We start from the raw sequence: 19,296 nt of genomic DNA, 5'->3' as shown, positions 1-19,296 counted from the left end.
CGATCGAGCTGATGTTGACGATGCGGCCCTTGGTGCCGTGCTCGATCATCTGGTTCGCCACCGCCTGGGTGACGGTGAACGTGCCGCGCAGGTTGACCGCGACGACCGTGTCGAAGACCTCCATGGGCAGCGACGTGAGGGGCCCGCCGCCCGCGACGAGGCCGGCGTTGTTGACCAGGACCTCGACCGGGCCGGCGGTCTCGGCGACGTGCGCGACGCCTGCGGTGACCGCCGCCGGGTCGGTGATGTCCATGGTGACGGCGTGGCCGTCCAGCTCCTTGGCCACCCTGGCGGCGGCCTCGGCGTCCCGGTCGGCGATCACGACGCGGTCACCGGCGGCGGCGAACGCGGCCGCGACCCCGCGGCCGATGCCGCTCGCGCCGCCCGTGACCAGGACGACCCTGCCGGCGCCGGAGGCGCTCCGGGGGGTGTGGGGGGTCGTCCCCCCTCGGGGGGAAGCCGCGCTCACTTCGCCTCCGCGATGATGATGCGCGGGCTGCCGGGCAGCGCGCGGGTCTCGACCGGCTCCCAGCCGGTGGCGCTGAGCCAGCCGCGGACCTCGTCCTCGGGGTAGACGATCGTGCCGTCGATGACCAGGTATTCCCCGGCGTGCAGGGCGTCGATGGCGCGCTGCTCGGGGTCGTCGTCCAGGAAGAAGTCGAGCAGGACGAGGGTGGCGCCGGGCGCGGCGGCGCGGCGGGCCTTCTCGATCAGGATCTTGTTCTGGTCGGCGTCGAAGCGGTGGACGACGTGCTCCAGCAGGACGCAGTCGAAGCCGTCCGGGAGCTCGCCGGTCAGCGGGTCGGACTCGATGACGTCGCTGCGGTCGGCGAGGCCCGCGTCCTCCAGGGCCTTGCGGGTGAACTCCAGGAAGTCGCCGGGCGCGACGAACGTGCCGTGCGCCTTCTCGGCGGTGCGCAGCGCCTCGACGAGGAACGCGCCCGACAGCCCGCCGAAGTCCAGGATGCGGGAGAAGGGGGTGAAGTCGAAGTTCTCTGCAAGCATCCTCGCGTGCAGGGAGTTGTAGGTCATCACGCCCGTCATGAACGTCTGCATCCGGTCGCCGGAGAAGTCGAGCGGCTGCGGCTCCGCGCTGGCCGTGGTGGCGGCGAAGCCGAGCCAGTGCGGGTAGCTGATCGCGTCGAGGAAGGCCAGGAACGGGCGCAGGTCGATGCCCTCGTCGCCCGCCAGGTACGCGGCGGTGGCCGGGGAGTTGGCATAGCGGCCGTTCTCGCGCTTCAGCAGGCCGAAACCGGACATGGTGTCGGCGAGGATGCGGGCGGTGCGTTCCGGCAGCCCGGCCCGGCCGGCCAGCTCGGCGGCCGTCGCGGGGCCGTCCGCCAGCGCGGCGAACACGCCGGCCTCACTCGCCGCGAACAGCTGCTTGGCGGCCATGTAGCCGGTGGCGACGCCGAGGATGGACGAGGGGTCGGCGCCCGGGGAGGGATGCGACATCAAACTTTCTCCTTCGCGGTGAGAATATGCAGGATGCTATACGATCCAACACAGAGACGGCCAGGGGTTCGCCCTCTGAGGCCGACCACCCCTCACCGGAGGCTCACGATGGAGTTCGCAGAACGGGTGCCGCGGCGGCGGCTCGGCGTGCACGGCCCGGAGGTCCCGCTCCTCGCGCTCGGCTCCTGGAACACCTGGGACCGCATGGACCCCGAGGACGCGGCGGAGCTGGTCCGCCTCGCGGTCGACCGCGGCGTGAACATGTTCGACGTCGCGCACTACAACTTCGGTCCGCACGCCGAGAACGCCGTCACGGACATCCTTTTCGGGCAGGCGATCCGAGATGCCGGAATCGCACGCGAAGACTACCTTCTGTGCGGGAAGCTCTGGCTGTGGGAATACCCGGCGTCCTCGTTCGCCGAGCAGATCACGGTGTCGCTCGGCCGCATCGGGACCGACCGCGCGGACACGGTGGTGGTCGGCGACTTCATGGAGCGGCCCGATCTGCAGGCCGTCGTGACGGACGTGTCGGAGCTCGTCCGCGCCGGCCGGTTCGCGTCCTGGGGCGTGAACAACTGGTCGGCCTGCGACGTGCTGTTCGCCTGCCGGTTCGCGGCCGCCGAGGGCCTGGTGCCGCCGTCGTTCGCCCAGCTCAAGTACAACCTGGCCCGGCGGTCGGTGCCGGAGGGCCCGCTGTACGCCCGGCTGTTCGCCGAGGAGGGGCTCGCGCTGCAGGCCTCCGATGTGCTGGAGGGCGGCATCCTCGCCGGGAAGCTCGACCCCGAGCGCAAGATCGGCGCCGACCCCGGCGGGATCCGTGACCGGATCCGCGCCGCCTTTCCCGAGATCCGCCGCATCGCCGACGACTTCGGTGTCACGCCCGCGCAGCTCGCCATCGCGTTCTGCCTGGCCCACCCGGCGGTCGCGAACGTCCTGGTCGGTGTCAGCAGAGCCGAGCAGCTGGAGAACAACCTGGCCGCGCTCGGCCTCTGCGCCCGGCACGGCGACGAGCTGCGCGAGGCCGTGGCCGGGCTGTGGCTCGACGAGGGCGTCGTCGACCCCGCGGCCTCCTGGGGAACCGACGCGCCGTCCGCGGCCCGCGACGACGCCGTCCCCTGCCGCTGACGAGCCGCCGACCAGGCTGCCCGGGCCGACCGGGCGGGCCGCCGGTGCGGCCCGCCCCGCCTGCCCGGCCCGCTCAGAGCTCGTAGACGACCTCGCCGTCCAGGACGGTCATCCGCACCGGCACCGACGGCAGGTCCTGCGGGTCCGTCCCGTACAGGTCGCCGTCGAGGACGCACAGGTCGGCGACCTTTCCGGGCTCGATCGAGCCCTTCACGTCCTCCTCGCCGTCCTGCCACGCGGGCGTGATCGTGTAGGCGCGCAGCGCCTCGGCGAGCGCGAGCCGCTGCGCCTCCCCGCGGACGGAGCCGTCCAGGCCGCGGCGCGTCACCGCCGCCGCCAGCCCGGCCCGCCAGTCCGGGGTCAGCACGGGGGAGTCGGAGCTGAGGCACAGCCGGACGCCGGCGTCCAGCGCGTCGCGGGTCGGCCACGCGTCGCGCAGGGCGGCCTCGCCGAGGGCGTCGGCGAGCATCGGCTCGGTCGCGACCGGGATCCCGGCCTGGGTGTTCAGCCCGATCCCGGCGGCCGACATGACGGTCAGCGTCCGCGGCGAGAGCAGGTCGCCGTGGATGACGTAGTGCCGGGCGTCGCGCTCGTCCCGCCGCAGCGCCGCCGCCAGCGCGTCGGCCACGACCCGGGTCGTGGCGTCGCCGGTCGCGTGCACGCCGATCTGGTGCCCGGCGGCGTGCGCCGCGTCGATCATCGCGCGCAGCGCCTCCTCCCGCCGGTCGTCGGAGCGGCCGTCGATCAGCAGGGCGCCGTGCGAGCCGTCGGTGTAGGGGCGGTCCGTCCACGCGGTGCGCATCGGCGGGATGCCGTCGGCGAATATCTTCACGCCCGCGACCCGGAACCGGCCGGGCACGCCGGCGGGCGGCTTGAAGTCGCGCAGCCCGTCCAGCAGGTCTTGCGCCGTGCTGCGGCCGTCCAGCTCCCCGAACAGCAGCAGCGCGGTCACCCGCGCCTTGAGCAGGCCCCGCGCGGCCAGGTCGGCGTAGTCGTACAGGGCGGCGGAGCCGAAGCAGCCGGTGGCGCCGTCGTCCTCGCCGGGCCCGAGGCCCGGCTCGGTGTAGCTGGTGATCCCGAACGAGGCCAGCAGGTCGGCGGTGCGCAGGATGGCCCGGCGGCGGTCGTCGGCGGTCTCCAGCCGGGACGGTGCGGAAGGGGGCTCGTGCGAGTGGCCGTCGCCCCCGTGGGGGTGGCCGCCGCCGGATCCGGCCAGCTGATCCATCAGCAGGTTCGGCCACATCGCTCCGAGCCACAATCCGTGCAGATGGGAGTCGTTGATGCCGGGCAGGACCGACCGGCCCCCCAACCGGACCACCCGCGTGGCGGGACCGGTCAGCGGGGCCATCTCTTCGGCCGCGCCCACGCGCGCGATACGGCCGCCGCGGACGGCGACCGCCTCGGCGACCCGGTCGCGACCGTCGACCGTGTGGACACGGCCACCGGTCAGGACAAGGTCGGCGAAGGAAACATCCGGCATATCCTGCTCCAACTCTGGACACCGTCGATGGTATGCAATTAACGTACACGGAATCAGATACGATTTTGGAGTGTCCGGCCCGACGGGCACGGACACGCCGGGCCTTCGGAGGTAAACGATGCCCCTGGATCCCGAGGCGCAGCGGATCATCGACCGCACCCCTGCCGAGGACCCGAACGCTTCAGGACCGCTCGACGTCGTGGCGATGCGCGAGGGGTTCGCCCAGATGTGGGTGATGCCCGACGACCTGCCCGAGGTGGGTTCCGTCGCCGACACCACCATCCCCGGTCCGGCCGGTGAGCTGCCCGTCCGCGTGTACACCCCCAAGGGCCCCGGCCCGTTCCCCACCTTCGTCTGGTACCACGGCGGCGGCTGGACGATCGGCGGCCTCGACGAGAACGAGTACTCCTGCCGCGCGGTCTGCGCCGCCGCGGAGGTGATCGTCCTGTCCGTCGACTACCGGCTCGCACCCGAGAACCCCTTCCCCGCCGCCGCGGAGGACGCCTACGCCGCCGTCTCCTGGGTCGCCGAGCACGGCAGGGAGGTCGGCGCCGACCCGTCCCGCATCGCCGTCGGCGGTGAGAGCGCGGGCGGCAACCTCGCCGCCGTCGCCGCCCTCAAGGCCCGCGACCTCGGCGGCCCCGAGCTGGCCCTCCAGGTTCTCGTGTCGCCCGTCCTCGGCCACCCGGACGACGGGCGCGCCTCCTACGCCGAGTACGCCGAAGGGTACTTCCTCTCCAAGTCGAGCATGGACTGGTTCTTCACCACCTACCCGACCAGCCCGGATGACCTGGACAATCCGTATCTGTTGCCCCTGCGTTCGGATAATCTCAAGGGCCTGGCTCCGGCCCTGGTCCTGGAGGCGGAGTGCGACGTGCTCCGCGACGAGGGCGAGGAATACGCCGCGCGGCTGACGGAGGCGGGCGTCCCGACCGAGCTGGTCCGCTACGACGGCATCATCCACGCCTTCTTCGGCCCGCTCGCCACCGAGCTGACGGCCGCCAAGGAGGCCCAGGCCAAGGCCGCCGCCGCGCTCCGCTCCGCGTTCGGCATGGAAGGCGACTGATGACCGCTCCGGCACTCGCCCTCGACGGCGTCAAGGTCAACCGGGCCGAGGTCCCGGTCATCCACGACGTCACGCTCGACGCCGCCCCGGGCGCGGTCACCGTCGTCCTCGGCGCGAACGGCGCGGGCAAGACCACCCTGATGGACGGCATCGCCGGCCTCGCCCCCGTCAAGGCGGGCACGATCAAGCTGGACGGGACGCCCATCGAGAAGCTCCCGCCCTACAAGCGGGCGAAGGCCGGGCTCGGCTACGTCGAGCAGGCGCGCACCACCTTCCGGACGCTGACCGTCGAGCAGAACCTGCTCGTCTCCCAGTCCGGCGACGGCGACCTCGCGACCGTCTACAAGCTCTTCCCCGAGCTGGACAAGCGGCGGACCCTGCAGGCCGGCCACCTGTCGGGCGGCGAGCAGCAGATGCTCGTGCTCGGCCGGGCGCTGGTCTCGTCGCCGAAGGTCGTCGTGATCGACGAGATGTCGCTGGGCCTCGCGCCGATGGTGGTGCGCCGGCTCATGGGCACGGTCGGCGAGCTGGCCGGGATGGGCATCGCGGTCGTGCTGATCGAGCAGTTCGCGAACCTGGCCCTCGACATCGGCAGCCACGTCCACGTCCTGCGCAAGGGCGGCGTGGTCTTCTCCGGCCCGTGCGAGGAGCTGCGCGGTGACGAGCAGCGCCTGCACCGGCTCTACTTCGGCGGGCCGCCGCAGCGCGCCGCCGCATCCGGCCCCGGTGGGGGGACGACCCCCCACACCCCCCGGAACAGCCAGGACTCTGGCAATCCTGAGAGCGAGCCTGAATGAACGTGCTGGACAAGCGGAGCCTCGGCACCGGCGTCGGCGCCGCGGTCCTCGCATGCGCGGTGCTGCCCCTGGTGCTGCCGCCGTACTGGATCTACCTCGCGATCAGCGCCGCGATCAGCGCGGTGATCATGCTGAGCTTCGGCGTGATCGTCGGCAGGGCCGGCGTCATCTCGCTGTGCCAGATGTCGTTCGCGGCGATCGGCGCGTGGGTCATGCTGCGGCTGAACGTGGCGGAGGCGCCCGGCGGCTTCTACCTGTGGCTGCTTCTCGGCGGGCTCGCCGCGGTGCCCGTCGGCGTCGCGATCGGGCTGCCGGCGCTGCGCATCCGCGGCGTCAACCTCGCCGTGGTGACATTCGGGTTCGCGGTGTCCACCGACATCGTCCTGAACGTCAACGAGTTCCCGGGCGCCAAGGACCTGACGACGCTGGACCGGCCCGCCCCGTTCGACACCGACGGCGGCTACTTCGTCTTCTGCATGATCGTGTTCACCGTGCTGGCCCTCGCGCTCGGGATCATCGGCAGGACCCGGCTCGGGCTGTCCTGGTACGAGCTGCGGCACTCCGAGCGGTCCGCCGCGGCGCACGGCATCTCGGTGGCGCGCAGCAAGCTCGCCGCCTTCGCGATCAGCGCGTTCGTCGCCGGGATCGGCGGCGGGCTGCTGGCCGGCCAGCTCAGCCTGGTGGTGCCGCAGAACTTCGCGATGGGCCAGTCCCTGGCCCTGTTCGCGGTCGCCGTCATGATCGGCCCGCACCACCCGGAGGGGGCCGTGATCGGCGGGATCTTCGGCGCGATCATGGGCACGATCATGGAGAAGATCTCGCTGCCGCAGGACTTCGGCGGCGTGCTCTTCGGCGTCGGCGCGCTGCTCGCGCTGCGCAGCGGGCTGAGCCATACCGACCTCACCCGGATGCGCAAACGGGAGGCCGGCGCCCGCAAGATGCTGAAGGCCGCCGAGGAGAAGTCGTCCGAGGAGACGCCCGCCGGGGAGCGGGCCGCGGGCGGCGGGAAGGCCGAGACGGCGGTCGCGCCCGCCGCGGTGCCCGCGCCGCGTCCCGCGGGCGACCGGCCGCCGCTCCTCACCGTCAAGGGGCTGACCGTCAAGTTCGGCGAGGTCGTCGCGCTCGGCGGCGTCGACCTGACCGTCCCGGAGGGCGGGGTCGTCGGGCTCATCGGCCCGAACGGCGCCGGCAAGTCCACGTTCATCGCGGCGGTCAGCGGGTTCGTCGGCTACCAGGGCGCGGTCGAGCTGGCCGGACGGCCGCTGGACCGGCTCTCCCCGAACAAGCGCGCGACGCTCGGGCTGCGCCGCACCTTCCAGACCACCGCCATCGCTCCCGAACTCACGCAGTACGAGTACCTGACGATCGGTGCGGGCCGGCGGCTGACCCGCGCCGAGGCCGACGAGCTGCTGGAGTTCTTCGGCTGCCCGCCCGGCCAGGTCCCGGTGTCCATCGTGGACGCCGGCAGCCGCAGGCTCCTCGACGTCGCGGCGGCGATCGCGGCGCGGCCCAAGGTCGCGCTGCTGGACGAGCCCGCCGCCGGGCAGTCCGCGGCCGAGTCGCTGGCGCTCGGCGCCCGGCTCACCGCCGTCCCGGAGGCGTTCGGGGTGTCGATCCTGCTGGTCGAGCACGACATGGAGCTGGTCCAGGCGGTGTGCGAGCAGGTCACCGTCCTGGACTTCGGGAATGTGATCGCCTCAGGCCCGACCGGCGAGGTACTGGAGGACCCCGCCGTCAGGGCCGCCTATCTGGGGGCCGCGGACGTCCCGGCGTCCTGAGCCGTCCCGAGAAACCAACCACCCTCCCCCGTGAAATAAGGGCCCAATCGATGAAACGCACTTACACGCGCACAGCCACGGGAGCGGCCGCGGCCGCGCTCCTCATCTCCATCGCCGGCGCCGGCTGCTCGGACTCCGGCGGCAGCGACGGGCCGATCAAGGTCGGCTCGATCAACGGCATCACGGGCCTGTTCCAGACGCCCGAGGTCCCGAAGGCCGTCAAGGCGGTCTTCGACGAGGTCAACGCGGCCGGCGGCATCAACGGCCGGAAGCTGGAGCTGGTCAGCAAGGACGACGCGATGGACCCGGCGCGCTCCAGCCAGGCCGCCCGGCAGCTGATCAAGTCCGAGAACGTGGTCGCGCTCGCGGGCTCCTCCAGCGCGGTGGACTGCGGCGTCAACCGCGCCACCTACAGCAAGGAGAAGATCGTCTCGGTGCCGGCGATCGGCGTCGACCCGTCCTGCTTCACCAGCCCGAACATCGCGCCGGTGAACCCCGGCCCGTACACGCTCACCACGGCGATGCTGTACTACGCGTCCGAGACGCTGAAGCGCGACAAGGTCTGCGTCGCCTACACCGTCCTGCCCGGCAGCGGCGGCGGCATCGAGGCGGCCATCAAGGAGTGGACGAACCTCACCGGCAAGACGCTCGCGCACAAGAACCTCAACGTCGGCCAGGGCGACCCGACCCGCTACCTGGTGGGGCTCAAGAACGCCGGCTGCCAGGCCGTGGCCTACAACTCGCAGGTCGGGCCGTGGTTCAAGCAGGCCAAGACGCAGGGCATGCAGAACGTCGACTTCATCCTGGCGGCGAACAGCTACACCGACGCCAACGCCAAGGTGATCCCGCCGGACATGAACGCCTACGCCGGCACCGAGTGGCAGCCGTACACCGACCCGACGCTGCCCGGCAACGACCGCTGGTCCAAGATCGTCGAGAAGAACGGCATCCAGAAGACGGCGTTCAGCCAGGGCGCGGTCATGTCGGCGGACGTCTTCGTCCAGGTCCTCAAGACCATCAAGGGCGACATCACCCGCGAGTCGGTGACCAAGGCGTTCAAGGAGATGAAGCCGATCAACTACCCGATGGTCGGCACCCCGTACGTCTTCGGCCCCGGCAACGAGCACAACCCGATCAAGGGCAGCCAGTTCGTCAAGGCCGAGAACGGCGCCTGGAAGGTCCTGCCCGGCGGCTTCACCGTCCCCACCAAGAAGTAGCCGTGCGCACCGGGCGCGCGGGGCCTCCCCGCGCGCCCGGGCCCACCGGAGGTATCCGATGCTGAACTCTGTGATCGCCGGGCTGAGCAGCGGCGGCGGTTACGCCCTGCTCGGCCTGTGCGTCGTGCTGACCTACCGGCTCGTCGCCGTCGTCAACTTCGCGATGACGGCCGTCGGCGCGATGGGCGCCTTCGTGATGGTGTCGCTCACCGACGAGGGCCTGAACGTCTGGCTGGCCCTGCTGGTCGGCCTGGCGTCCGCGGCGGTGCTGTCCGGCGTGTTCGGCGCGGCGCTCGCCCGCTGGTTCGCGGGCCACCGGGAGGGGACGAAGGCCGCCGTCACGGTCGCGGTGTACGTGGCGGTCACCGCGATCGGGCTGCGGCTGTTCGGCGGCACCACCACCGGCGCGCGCCGGTTCCCGGACCCGTTCAGCGATCCCGTCTTCACGGTCGGGGGCGTCGTCATCCCGCAGTCGGTGCTGGTGTCGCTGGCGTTCGCGGTGCTCATCACGGTGGGGGTCGGGCTGATGCTGACCCGCACCCGGATCGGGCTGAAGCTGCAGGCGCTGTCGGAGCGGCCCGGCACGGCCCAGGTGGTCGGCATCCCCGCGCCGGTGCTCGCCGTCGGCGTCTGGTCCGGCGTCGGCGCCATCACGATGCTGGTGATCGTGCTGGTCGCGCCGCGGCTCGGCGGCGACTTCGGCACCCTGGCCGGGCTGATCAGCACCGCGCTGGCGGTGGCGATGGTCGGCGCGTTCAAGAACCTGCCGCTGACGCTCGCCGGCGGCCTGATCGTCGGCTGCCTGGAGGGCATGTCGTCCTCCGTGGACTCCATCCAGAAGTACCAGGGCGTCGTGCCCTTCCTGGTGATCCTCGTGCTCCTGTGGTGGCGCAGCCGCCGCGAGGTCTGGGACACCGCGCACAGCCGCTGAGCGCGGTAGAGAAATAGAAACGAGGAAGAATGCTCCACCCGACCTCTACCAGGGCGGCCGTGCTCCGCGAGCACGGCGCGGACCTGAGCATCGAGGAGCTGCCGCTGCCCGCCGAGTGCGAGCCGGGCGCGGCGATCGTCCGGGTCGACTGCGCGACGCTGTGCGCGACGGACGTGCACCTGTGGTCCGGCGCCATGGCGTTCCCGGAGATGCTGCCGATCGTCCTCGGCCACGAGACGATGGGCACCGTCTGCGCCGTCGGTTCCGGCACCCGCGACGCGCTCGGCCGGGAGGTCAAGGTCGGCGACCGCATCGGGTGGTCGGAATCGGTGTGCGGGCACTGCTACGGCTGCACCGTCCTGCGCAACCCGGTCGCGTGCTCCGAGCGCGGCTACGGGTTCCTGCTCCGCGCCGACCGCTTCCCGTACGCGACGGGCGGGCTCGCCCAGCACAACTACGTGACGCCTGGGGCGCTGAAGCTCGTCCTGCCCGACGAGGTGAAGGACACCTGGGCGGCGTCCGCGGGGTGCGCGGTCAAGACCGTCCTGCACGCCTTCGACCGGGCCGGGGGAGTGCGCCCCGGATCGTCGGTCGTGGTGCAGGGCGCGGGCGCGCTCGGCATCGTCGCGACGGCCGTCGCGAGCCTGTCGGGCGCCGGCAAGGTGATCACGATCGGCGCGCCGGACGCCCGGCTCGACCTCGCCCGCCGCTTCGGCGCCGACGAGACCATCGGGCTGGACGGCGACGCCGAGTCCCGGGTCGCCGCCGTCATGGAGGCCACGCAGGGGCGCGGCGCCGAGCTCGTCCTCGACCTCGCCGGGGCGCCCGGCGTCGGCGCGGAGGCGGTCGGGATGGCCGCGTTCGGCGGCCGGTTCGTCATCGTCGGCAGCACCGGCCCGAAGCCGGACGAGATCGTCCTCGGCGCGATCATGGGCAAGGAGCTGAACGTGCTCGGCTCGCTGAACGGCGACGTCGGCGACCTGTACCGCAGCATCGAGTTCCTGCGCGGATCCCGCGACCGCTTCCCCTGGGACGACCTGTTCAGCGCCCCGGAAGTCCTCGACGGCGCGTCCGGCGCGCTGTCGGCCATGTCGCGGCTGGAGCAGGTCAAGGCCGTCATCAACCCCAACCGGTAAGGAACGCCCCCATCGTGTCTTCGCAGAACACCCCCGACCGGAAGGTCCCGCACCGCCGCTTGGGCACGGCAGGCCCCGAGGCGTCTGTCCTGTCACTCGGCTCCTGGCACACCTACGACCGGATGGACTTCGGCGACGCGGTGAAGATGCTCCGCCACGCCATCGACTCCGGCATCAACCTGTTCGACGTCGCCGTCTACGGCATCCCGGGCGTGCACCCGCCGGTGTTCACCGACGTGCTGTTCTCCGCGATGGTCCGCGCCGCCGGGGTCGCCCGGGACGACTACCTGCTGTCCACGAAGCTGTGGCTGGAGGGGTACCCCGAGCAGTCGATGCGCGACCAGCTGACCAACGCGCTGTTCCGGGTCGGCGCCGACCACGCGGACGTGGCCGTCCTCGGCGACATCCGCAGCGACGACCTCGACCTGAAGGTGCTCGCCGAGGACCTTGCCGCGCTGGAGCGGGAGGGCCTGCTCGGCTGCTGGGGCGTCAACAACTGGTCGGCCACCGCCATCCGGACGATCCGCGAGCACGCGCTGGCCGCCGGGTCGCCGGGCCCGCAGCTCGCGCAGCTGAAGTACAGCCCGTGCCGCCGCTCGATCCCGGACGGCGAGCCGTTCGAGGCCGTGTTCGCCGCGGGCGTGTCGCTGCAGGCGTCGGACGTCCTGGAGGGCGGCATCCTGGCCGGCAAGTCGGGCGACTCCCGGCAGATCGGCCGCGACCCCGGCGACATCCGGGGCCGCATCCAGGAGGCCGCGAAGGGCCTCGCCGACCTGGGCCGGGAGCTGGACGCGAGCCCGGCGCAGCTGTGCATCGCGTTCACGCTCACGCACCCGTCCACGGCCACCGTGCTGTTCGGCTCGACGAGCATGCGGCAGCTCACCGACAACATCGCGGCGCTGGACGTGCTGGAGCGCGTCGGCGCGGACCGGCTCCGTTCCCTGATGGAGCCGTTCTGGGCGGACCGCGACATCGTCGACCCCGAGGGCCCCTGACCCCTCGCCACTGCTTGGGGGCCCGGCGAGGCCCCCAAGCGGTGCGGGTCAGGATCCGCACAGGGCGGCGAGGGCCTGCTCGGGCGTCTCGTAGGCGATGAGGTGGCGGTCCAGGCCGCTGCGCTCGATGATCGTGCGGAACCGCCGCTCCGGCCGGGCGAGGACGAGCTCCCCGCCCCCCGCGCGCGCCGCCTTCCACAGCACGATCAGGGCGTTGAGCCCGGAGGAGTCGCAGAAACCGACCCCGCCGATGTCCAGGACGACCCGCGGCGGCCCGTCCAGCCGGGTCATGTCGGCGAGGACCCGCTCGCGCAGCCCGCCCGCCGTCGGGAGCGTCATCTCGCCGTCGGCTTCCACGAGCAGGCACGGCCCGCGGACCTCGCTGCGGACCTGCAGCCGGTCGGGGCGCGCGGCGCCCGGCCGCTCCTCCGCGTCGTGCGACACACTCATCACCTTCTGTCATCGCGCAGGCATCTCGCCTACCCGTGACAGCGCAGGTCATGCGGCGTCCCGGTGGCCGGGACCGGGTCCGCGCCGCAACGGCCCACGACCTTTATCAACCGGTTTAGCTTAGGCTAGCCTTATCTCGTGCTGACCCCCGTGCGCAGGCGACCCTCGCCTACCCCGCCGAATGCGGCCGGGCGGCGCGGTCCCGCCGCCCACCTCGGGGGGCTGGCCCTGCTGACGGCGGTGCTCCTGCTGACGGTCCTTGCGAGCCTCGCGATCGGGGCCGGGGACGTCCCGCTCGGGCGCGTCCTGCCGGGGGCGCTCTCCCCGGACGACACCTCGCGGCCCGACCTGATCGTCCACGAGCTGCGGCTGCCGCGCACGGTGCTCGGCATCGCCGTCGGGATGGCGCTCGGGCTGGCCGGCGCGGTGATGCAGGCGCTCACCCGCAACCCGCTCGCCGAGCCGGGGCTGCTCGGCGTGAACGGCGGCGCGGCCCTCGCGGTCGTCATCGTCATCGGCTCCACCCAGGTGGACGACCCGCTCGTCTACGTGTGGGCGGCGTTCCTCGGCGCGGCGGGCGCGGCGATGCTCGTCTACATGATCGGCGCGCGGGGCCGCGGCGGCGCGTCGCCCGCGCGGCTGGTGCTCGCCGGGGCGGCCGTCGAGGCCGTGTTCGCCGCGCTGACGGCCGGGCTGATGCTGCTCAGCCCGTCCAGCTTCGGCGGCTTCCGGTTCTGGCAGGTCGGCAGCCTCGGCGGGCGGGACATGTCGGTCTTCCTCCGCATCCTGCCGTTCGTGCTGATCGGAACGGTCCTGGCGCTGCTGCTGGCCCGCCCGCTGAACGCGCTCGGCATGGGCGACGAGGCGGGCAAGGCGCTCGGCTCCCGCCCGGGACGGACGCGCGCGCTCGGCGCCCTCGCGGTCGTGGTGCTGTGCGGGTCCGCGACGGCGGCGGCCGGGCCGATCGTGTTCCTGGGGCTGGCCGTGCCGTTCATCGTCCGGACGGCGGTCGGTCCCGACCAGCGGCTCGTGCTGCCCTACTCGCTGCTGCTCGCGCCCGTCCTGCTCCTCGGCGCGGACATCATCGGCCGGGTCATCACCCCCGGCGAGCTGGAGACCGGGATCGTCACCGCGTTCCTCGGGGCGCCGCTGTTCATGGTGATGGTCCGGCGGGGAAGGACACGCGACCTATGAGAGCGATGCGCGTGAAGGCGGTGCGCGCGGGCGCGCTGTCGGTGCGCTGGGAGCCGCGGGCCGCGGCGGTGTGCGGGGCGCTGGCGCTGGTCGCGGCGTCCGCGGCCGTCCTCGTCGTCGGGTCGGGGGAGTTCCCGATCTCGCCGCCGGACGTGGTGCGCGCCCTCGTCGGGCAGGGCGACCAGGCCACCGACTTCATCGTCACGACGCTGCGCCTCCCGCGCGCCGTGACCGGGCTGCTCGCCGGGCTCGCGCTCGGCCTCAGCGGCGCGATCTTCCAGAGCATCTCCCGCAACCCCCTCGGCAGCCCCGACCTGATCGGCTTCACCACCGGGTCGGCGTCCGGCGCGCTGCTGCAGATCCTCGTGTTCGGCGGCGGCGCGGTCGCGATCACCCTCAGCTCGGTCGCCGGGTCGGTGCTGACGGCGGTGGGCGTCTACCTGGTCGCCTATCGGCGCGGCGGCGGGGTGCACGGCGTCCGGCTGGTGCTGATCGGCGTCGCGGCGGCGGCGATGCTGCAGGCGCTGAACTCCTACCTCATCACCCGCGCGGAGCTGCGCGAGGGCTACGAGGCCGCGTTCTGGCTGACCGGCAGCCTGAACGGGCGGGACTGGGACCAGGCCGTCCCGCTCGCGATCGCCCTGGCCGTGCTCGTCCCGGCGGCGCTGCTCCTCGCCCGCCCGCTCGGCATGGGGGAGCTGGGCGACGACGCCGCGCAGGCGCTGGGCGTTCCCGTCCAGCGGACCCGGATGCTGCTGATGGTCGCGGGCGTGGGCCTCGTCGCGGCGGCCACTGCGGCGGCAGGGCCGGTCCCGTTCGTCGCGCTCGCCGCGCCGCAGCTGGCGCGGCGGTTGACGCGGCGGTCGGGTGCGCACCTGCTGCCGGCCGCGCTGACCGGTGCCGCGCTGCTGGCCACCGCCGATCTGATCTCGCTCCACCTGCCGGTCGCCATGCCGGTCGGTGTCGTCACCGGCGTCCTCGGCGGCGCGTACCTGGCCTGGCTGCTGTCGACCACCGGACGGAAGGGGATGGCATGACCCGGTTGCGCGCGGACGACCTCACGCTGGCCTACGAGCGGCGCGTCGTCGCCGAGAACCTCGGGGTGGAGATCCCGGACGAGTCGTTCACCGTCATCGTCGGGCCGAACGCGTGCGGGAAGTCGACGCTGCTGCGCGCCCTCGCCCGCCTCCTGCGTCCCCGGGCGGGGACCGTCTACCTGGACGACGCCCCGATCACCGCGCTGCCGCCGAAGCGGCTCGCCAAGCGGCTCGGCCTGCTGCCGCAGTCGCCGTTGACGCCTGAGGGCATCACGGTCGCCGATCTGGTCGCGCGAGGCCGCTACCCGCACCAGGGCCTGCTGCGCCAGTGGTCCCGCGAGGACGAGGCCGCGGTCGGCGCGGCCATGGCCGCCGTCGGCGTCACCGATCTCGCCGAACGCGTCGTGGACGAGCTGTCCGGCGGCCAGCGGCAGCGGGTCTGGCTGGCGCTCGTCCTGGCCCAGGAGACCGGCATCATGCTGCTGGACGAGCCCACGACCTACCTCGACATCGCGCACCAGATCGAGGTCCTCGACCTGTGCGCGCGGCTCCACGAGGAGGGGCGCACGCTCGTCGCGGTGCTGCACGACCTCAACCACGCCTGCCGGTACGCGACCCATCTGATCGCGATGCGCGGCGGCGAGATCCTCGCCGAGGGCGCGCCCGCGGAGATCGTCACCGCCGATCTCGTGGAGCGCGTGTTCGGCCTGCCGTGCCGCGTCATCCCCGACCCGGAGACCGACACGCCGCTGATCGTCCCGGCCGACCGGCGGCGGGCGTTGACGGCCGGAAAACCTCTCAATTAGGTTAGCCTTACCTAAAAAGAGGGGAGTGCCGTGCCCACCGCGCTGACCTGGGAAGACCTGCACGCCGCGCTGGAGGAGGTGCTCGGCGAACCCGCCGGGGCCGACGACAACCTGATCGAGCTCGGGATGGACTCGATCCGGCTCATGCAGCTGACCGGGCGGCTGCGCCGCCGCGGCGTCGAGATCCGGTTCGCCGAGCTGGCCGAGCGCCCCACGCTCGCCGGCTGGTGGGCCCTCCTCGCCGAGAAGGGCCAGGTCGAGGCGTCCGCAGGCCCGGCCGACGCCGAGCCGGACGAGCTCGACCCGGCCGACATCGAACCCGACGGGCCGTTCCCGCTCGCGCTGATGCAGCACGCCTACTGGATCGGCCGCGACTCCGGCCAGTCGCTCGGCTCCGTCGCCGCGCACCTGTACGTCGAGCTGGACGGCCGCGAGATCGACCCCGCCCGGCTGGAGGACGCCGTCCGCGCCCTGGTGGCGCGGCACCCGATGCTCCGCGTCGCCGTGTCCGACGACGGGACGCAGCGCATCCTGCCCGAGCGTCCAGGGCCCGCCATGACCGTCCACGACCTGCGCGCGTCCGCCGACCCCGAGTCGGAGCTGGAGGCGATCCGCGCGGAGATGTCGCGGCAGCGGCTCCCGATCGAGGACGGCCGCGTCTTCGACGCCCGCCTCAGCCTGCTGCCCGGCGGGACGTCCCGCCTCCACCTGGACGTCGACATGGTCGCCGCCGACGCGATGAGCTACCGCGTCATGCTGGACGACCTCGCGGCCCTGTACGAGGGCGCGACGCTCGCGCCGATCCGCTACGGCTACGCCCGCTACCTCGCCGACGACCCCCGCGCCGGCGCCCGCGAGCAGGACCGCCGCTGGTGGGCCGACCGCCTCGCCGACCTGCCGGGACCGCCCGAGCTGCCCGTCGTCCCCGAGCCCGGTGACCGCGTCGAGCGCATGCACCACTGGCTCTCGCCGGACGGCAAGGCCCGCCTCATCGCCCGCGCGCACGCCGAGGGCGTCACCCCGGCCATGGCCCTCGCGGCGGTGTTCGCCGAGGTCATCGGCGCCTGGTCGGCGACGCCCCGGTTCCTGCTCAACCTGCCGCTGTTCCACCGCGAGCCCGTCCACCCCGACGTACACAAGGTCGTCGGCGACTTCACCGGCTCCATCATGCTGGAGGCCGACCTCACCGAGGACCTCCCCTTCATCGAGCGCGCCCGCGCCGTCCAGGCGAACCTGCACACGGCGGGCGCGCACAGCGACTACTCCGGCCTGGAGGTGCTGCGCGACCTGTCCCGGCTGCGCGGCGAGCAGGTCCTCGCCCCGATCGTCTACACCAGCGCGCTCAACCTGGGCGAGCTGTTCGGCGACCGCGTCCGCGGGCACTTCGGCGAGCCGGGCTGGATCGTCTCGCAGGGCCCGCAGGTGCTGCTGGACGCGCAGGTCACCGAGGTGTCCGGCGGCCTGCTGCTGAACTGGGACGTGCGCCGTCCCGCGTTCCCGGACGGCGTCGCCGAGGCGATGTTCGACGCCTACACCTCCGCGATCACCCGTCTCGGCGCGCCCGGCGCCGATTGGAACGTGCCTCTCGGCGTCGCGGCGCCGCCGTCGCAGCTCCGCGTCCGGCACGCCCTGAACGCGACCCCCGCGCCGCCGTCCCGCACCCTGACCGAAGGGTTCTTCGAGCACGCGCGCCTCCGCCCGGACGCCCCGGCGCTGCACTGGGGCGACGGCGGCACGCTCACCTACGGCGAGCTCGCCGCCCGCGCGCTGCGCATCGCGTCCGGCCTGGCCGGGGAGGGCGTGCGGCCCGGCGACCGGGTGTCGGTCGAGCTCGCGAAGGGCCCGGACCAGGCCGCGGCCGTCCTCGGCGTCCTCGCCGCCGGTGCCGCCTACGTCCCCATCGGCGTGGAGCAGCCCGAGGCCCGCCGCGCCAGGATCCGCGCGGCCGCCCGCGTCGCCGCGTCGCTCACCCCGGACCGGATCGCGGACGCCGAACCCCTGGCGGAGCCGGTGGAGACCCGGCCCGGCCAGGTGGCGTACGTGCTGTTCACGTCCGGGTCGACGGGCGAGCCGAAGGGCGTCGAGGTGTCGCACGGCGCGGCCATGAACACCATCGGCGACCTCGTCGAGCGGTTCGCGCTCGGCCCGGACGACGTCACCTTCGGGATCTCCGCGCTCGACTTCGACCTGTCGGTGTTCGACCTGTTCGCGCCCTGGCACGTGGGCGGCGCGGTCGTCCTCCCCGACGAGGACGAGCGCCGCGACGCCGTCCGGTGGGCCGAGCTGGTGCGGCGGTGGTCGGTGACGGTGCTGAACTGCGTCCCGTCCGTGCTGGAGATGCTGCTGTACGCGGGCCGCGCCGAGAGCCTGCGGCTGGTGCTGCTCGGCGGCGACTGGGTCGGCACGCACCTGCCCGCGCTGCTCGCCGACCGCGCCCCCGGCTGCCGGTTCGTCGCGCTCGGCGGGACGACGGAGACCGCGATCCACTCCACCGTGCAGGAGGTCGCGGGGGAGGTGCCGTCCGACTGGCACGCCGTCCCGTACGGGGTCCCGCTGCGCGGCGTCGCGTGCCGGGTGGTGGACGAGCTCGGCCGCGACCGCCCCGACTGGGTGGCGGGCGAGCTGTGGATCGGCGGGTCCGGCGTCGCGGACGGCTACGCCGCCGACCCGGAGCGCACCGCCGACCGGTTCGTCGTCCACGAGGGCGCCCGCTGGTACCGGACGGGCGACCTCGCCCGCTACCGCCCCGATGGCTCCCTGGAATTCCTCGGCCGCCGCGACCACCAGGTCAAGGTCCGCGGGTTCCGGATCGAGCTCGGCGAGGTCGAGGCCGCGCTGCGCGACCACCCCGCCGTGGGACGGGCCGTCGCGCTGCTGGCGAACGGCCGCCTGTCCGCCACCGTCGAGGGGCCGGACGGCCTCGACCGGGACGCGGTGCTCGCGCACGTCCGGGAGCTGCTGCCGCCGCACATGGTGCCCGAGCTGCTCGTCCGCGTGGACGAGCTGCCGCTGACCGCCAACGGCAAGGTCGACCGGAAGGCGCTCGCCGCGCTGGCCGCCGCCGAGGCGGGGGAGGCGTCCGGTGCCTACGTCGAGCCGGGCACGCCGCTGGAGAAGGTCCTCGCCCGGATCATGGGCGACGTGGTGGGGGAGGAGCGCGTCGGCGCGGACGCCGACTTCTTCGCGCTCGGCGGCGACTCCGTCCTCGCCACCACCGTGATCGCGCGGCTCCGGGAGGCGCTCGACACGACCGCGCTGCCCGTCCGGGTGCTGTTCGCCGAGCGGACCGTCGCGCGCGCCTGCCGCCGCTTCGCCGAGCTGCAGGAGACGCCGGGACGCCTGGAGGCCGTCGCCGCGATCTGGCTGGAGGTCGAGGCCATGAGCGAGGAGGAACTCGCCGCCCGCCTCGGCTGAGGGCTCAGCCCGGTTCGGGCGCCGGTTCGGGGTCGGGCTCCGGGCGCAGCGTCGCCGTCCGGAGCCCGGTGAGGGTCAGCGCCAACGCCAGTGCCAGGACGGCGCTGACCGTCCCGTAGACGACGATGGCCGCGCCCGGCGCGAGGTAGCGGCCGAGGGCCCCGGCGCCCAGCGAGCCGACCGCGCCGCCGCCCGTCTCCTGTGCCGCCCAGAGCGCGTTGACGCGTCCGAGATGCGAGTCCGGCGTGTGGGACTGGATCAGCCCGTACCGCAGGATCTCCTCGACCGACTGCGCGAACCCGTACGCGAACAGGATCGCCACGGCCAGCGCGGGGTGACGTGCCAGGCCCAGGCACGCGAGCGTCGCGAACCCGGTGACGGACGCGACGAGCAGCGCCATCCCGGGCGCCCGCAC

General features: G+C 73.4%; 17 protein-coding genes. 12 read left to right on the top strand and 5 right to left on the bottom strand.

Annotation, left to right across the window (positions count from 1 at the left end; genetic code table 11):
• Both E1264_RS24640 and E1264_RS24635 read right to left on the bottom strand, forming a co-directional pair.
• The coding region (locus tag E1264_RS24640) for an SDR family NAD(P)-dependent oxidoreductase (RefSeq protein ID WP_207936134.1) at nt 1-469 on the bottom strand (469 nt) is incomplete at its 3' end.
• Nucleotides 466-1,455, bottom strand: coding sequence for a methyltransferase dimerization domain-containing protein (locus tag E1264_RS24635; protein ID WP_132177455.1), 990 nt, complete (start codon nt 1,453-1,455; stop codon nt 466-468). The genes E1264_RS24640 and E1264_RS24635, both read right to left, overlap by 4 nt.
• A gap of 108 nt (nt 1,456-1,563) precedes the next feature.
• Between E1264_RS24635 and E1264_RS24630 the strand changes: the two genes are divergently transcribed.
• Nucleotides 1,564-2,580 (top strand): aldo/keto reductase, encoded by a 1,017-nt coding sequence (locus E1264_RS24630; RefSeq protein WP_132177453.1) that lies wholly within the window; start codon nt 1,564-1,566, stop codon nt 2,578-2,580.
• Nucleotides 2,581-2,653: 73 nt separating this feature from the next.
• Here E1264_RS24630 and E1264_RS24625 read toward each other — a convergent pair whose 3' ends face one another.
• Nucleotides 2,654-4,060 carry an amidohydrolase family protein gene (locus E1264_RS24625; protein ID WP_132177451.1) on the bottom strand — a complete coding sequence of 469 codons (1,407 nt, stop codon included), beginning with the start codon at nt 4,058-4,060 and terminating at the stop codon, nt 2,654-2,656.
• Nucleotides 4,061-4,178: 118 nt separating this feature from the next.
• On the opposite strand from E1264_RS24625, the gene E1264_RS24620 reads away from it, so the two are divergent.
• Genes E1264_RS24620 through E1264_RS24590 form a run of 7 tightly spaced genes read left to right on the top strand, consistent with a single transcriptional unit; the run spans nt 4,179 to nt 11,980 of the window.
• The gene (locus E1264_RS24620; RefSeq protein ID WP_132177449.1) at nt 4,179-5,126 is read left to right on the top strand and encodes an alpha/beta hydrolase; all 948 of its coding nucleotides are present in this window, start codon (nt 4,179-4,181) and stop codon (nt 5,124-5,126) included.
• The gene (locus tag E1264_RS24615; protein ID WP_132177447.1) at nt 5,126-5,923 is read left to right on the top strand and encodes an ABC transporter ATP-binding protein; all 798 of its coding nucleotides are present in this window, start codon (nt 5,126-5,128) and stop codon (nt 5,921-5,923) included. The genes E1264_RS24620 and E1264_RS24615 overlap by 1 nt, the downstream gene beginning before the upstream one ends.
• Complete coding sequence (locus E1264_RS24610; RefSeq protein ID WP_132177445.1) at nt 5,920-7,701, top strand: ATP-binding cassette domain-containing protein; 1,782 nt, start codon at nt 5,920-5,922, stop codon at nt 7,699-7,701. Before E1264_RS24615 ends, E1264_RS24610 begins: the two co-directional genes overlap by 4 nt.
• A 50-nt stretch (nt 7,702-7,751) precedes the next feature.
• Nucleotides 7,752-8,918, top strand: a complete 1,167-nt coding sequence (locus E1264_RS24605) for an ABC transporter substrate-binding protein (RefSeq protein ID WP_132177443.1) — start codon at nt 7,752-7,754, stop codon at nt 8,916-8,918.
• 58 nt (nt 8,919-8,976) lie between these two features.
• Entirely contained in the window at nt 8,977-9,849 is an 873-nt protein-coding gene (locus E1264_RS24600; RefSeq protein ID WP_132177441.1) for a branched-chain amino acid ABC transporter permease, read from the top strand.
• Nucleotides 9,850-9,878: 29 nt separating this feature from the next.
• A complete protein-coding gene (locus E1264_RS24595; protein ID WP_132177439.1) occupies nt 9,879-10,985 on the top strand; it encodes a zinc-binding dehydrogenase in 1,107 nt (368 codons plus the stop codon).
• Nucleotides 10,986-10,999: 14 nt separating this feature from the next.
• Nucleotides 11,000-11,980: an aldo/keto reductase gene (locus E1264_RS24590; protein WP_132177437.1), complete on the top strand. Its 981-nt coding sequence runs from the start codon at nt 11,000-11,002 to the stop codon at nt 11,978-11,980.
• Between the two features lie 48 nt (nt 11,981-12,028).
• On the opposite strand, the gene E1264_RS24585 is transcribed toward E1264_RS24590, so the two are convergent.
• Nucleotides 12,029-12,424 carry an STAS domain-containing protein gene (locus tag E1264_RS24585; protein WP_165964350.1) on the bottom strand — a complete coding sequence of 132 codons (396 nt, stop codon included), beginning with the start codon at nt 12,422-12,424 and terminating at the stop codon, nt 12,029-12,031.
• A gap of 144 nt (nt 12,425-12,568) precedes the next feature.
• On the opposite strand from E1264_RS24585, the gene E1264_RS24580 reads away from it, so the two are divergent.
• Genes E1264_RS24580 through E1264_RS24565 form a run of 4 tightly spaced genes read left to right on the top strand, consistent with a single transcriptional unit; the run spans nt 12,569 to nt 18,881 of the window.
• On the top strand, nt 12,569-13,624 hold the full coding sequence (locus tag E1264_RS24580) for an iron chelate uptake ABC transporter family permease subunit (RefSeq protein WP_132177433.1): 1,056 nt from the start codon (nt 12,569-12,571) through the stop codon (nt 13,622-13,624).
• On the top strand, nt 13,621-14,661 hold the full coding sequence (locus E1264_RS24575) for an iron chelate uptake ABC transporter family permease subunit (RefSeq protein WP_132177431.1): 1,041 nt from the start codon (nt 13,621-13,623) through the stop codon (nt 14,659-14,661). Before E1264_RS24580 ends, E1264_RS24575 begins: the two co-directional genes overlap by 4 nt.
• Nucleotides 14,658-15,467, top strand: coding sequence for an ABC transporter ATP-binding protein (locus tag E1264_RS24570; protein ID WP_132177429.1), 810 nt, complete (start codon nt 14,658-14,660; stop codon nt 15,465-15,467). Before E1264_RS24575 ends, E1264_RS24570 begins: the two co-directional genes overlap by 4 nt.
• A gap of 30 nt (nt 15,468-15,497) precedes the next feature.
• A complete protein-coding gene (locus tag E1264_RS24565) occupies nt 15,498-18,881 on the top strand; it encodes an amino acid adenylation domain-containing protein (RefSeq protein WP_243711143.1) in 3,384 nt (1,127 codons plus the stop codon).
• A gap of 4 nt (nt 18,882-18,885) precedes the next feature.
• Here E1264_RS24565 and E1264_RS24560 read toward each other — a convergent pair.
• Nucleotides 18,886-19,296: MFS transporter (locus tag E1264_RS24560; RefSeq protein ID WP_132177427.1), on the bottom strand; the 411-nt coding region annotated here is incomplete at its 5' end.

The organism is Actinomadura sp. KC216 (genome assembly GCF_004348535.1).
Taxonomy (GTDB): domain Bacteria; phylum Actinomycetota; class Actinomycetes; order Streptosporangiales; family Streptosporangiaceae; genus Spirillospora.
The sequence above is the reverse complement of the archived record's forward strand: the minus strand, read 5'-3'. Positions and strand labels throughout refer to the sequence as shown.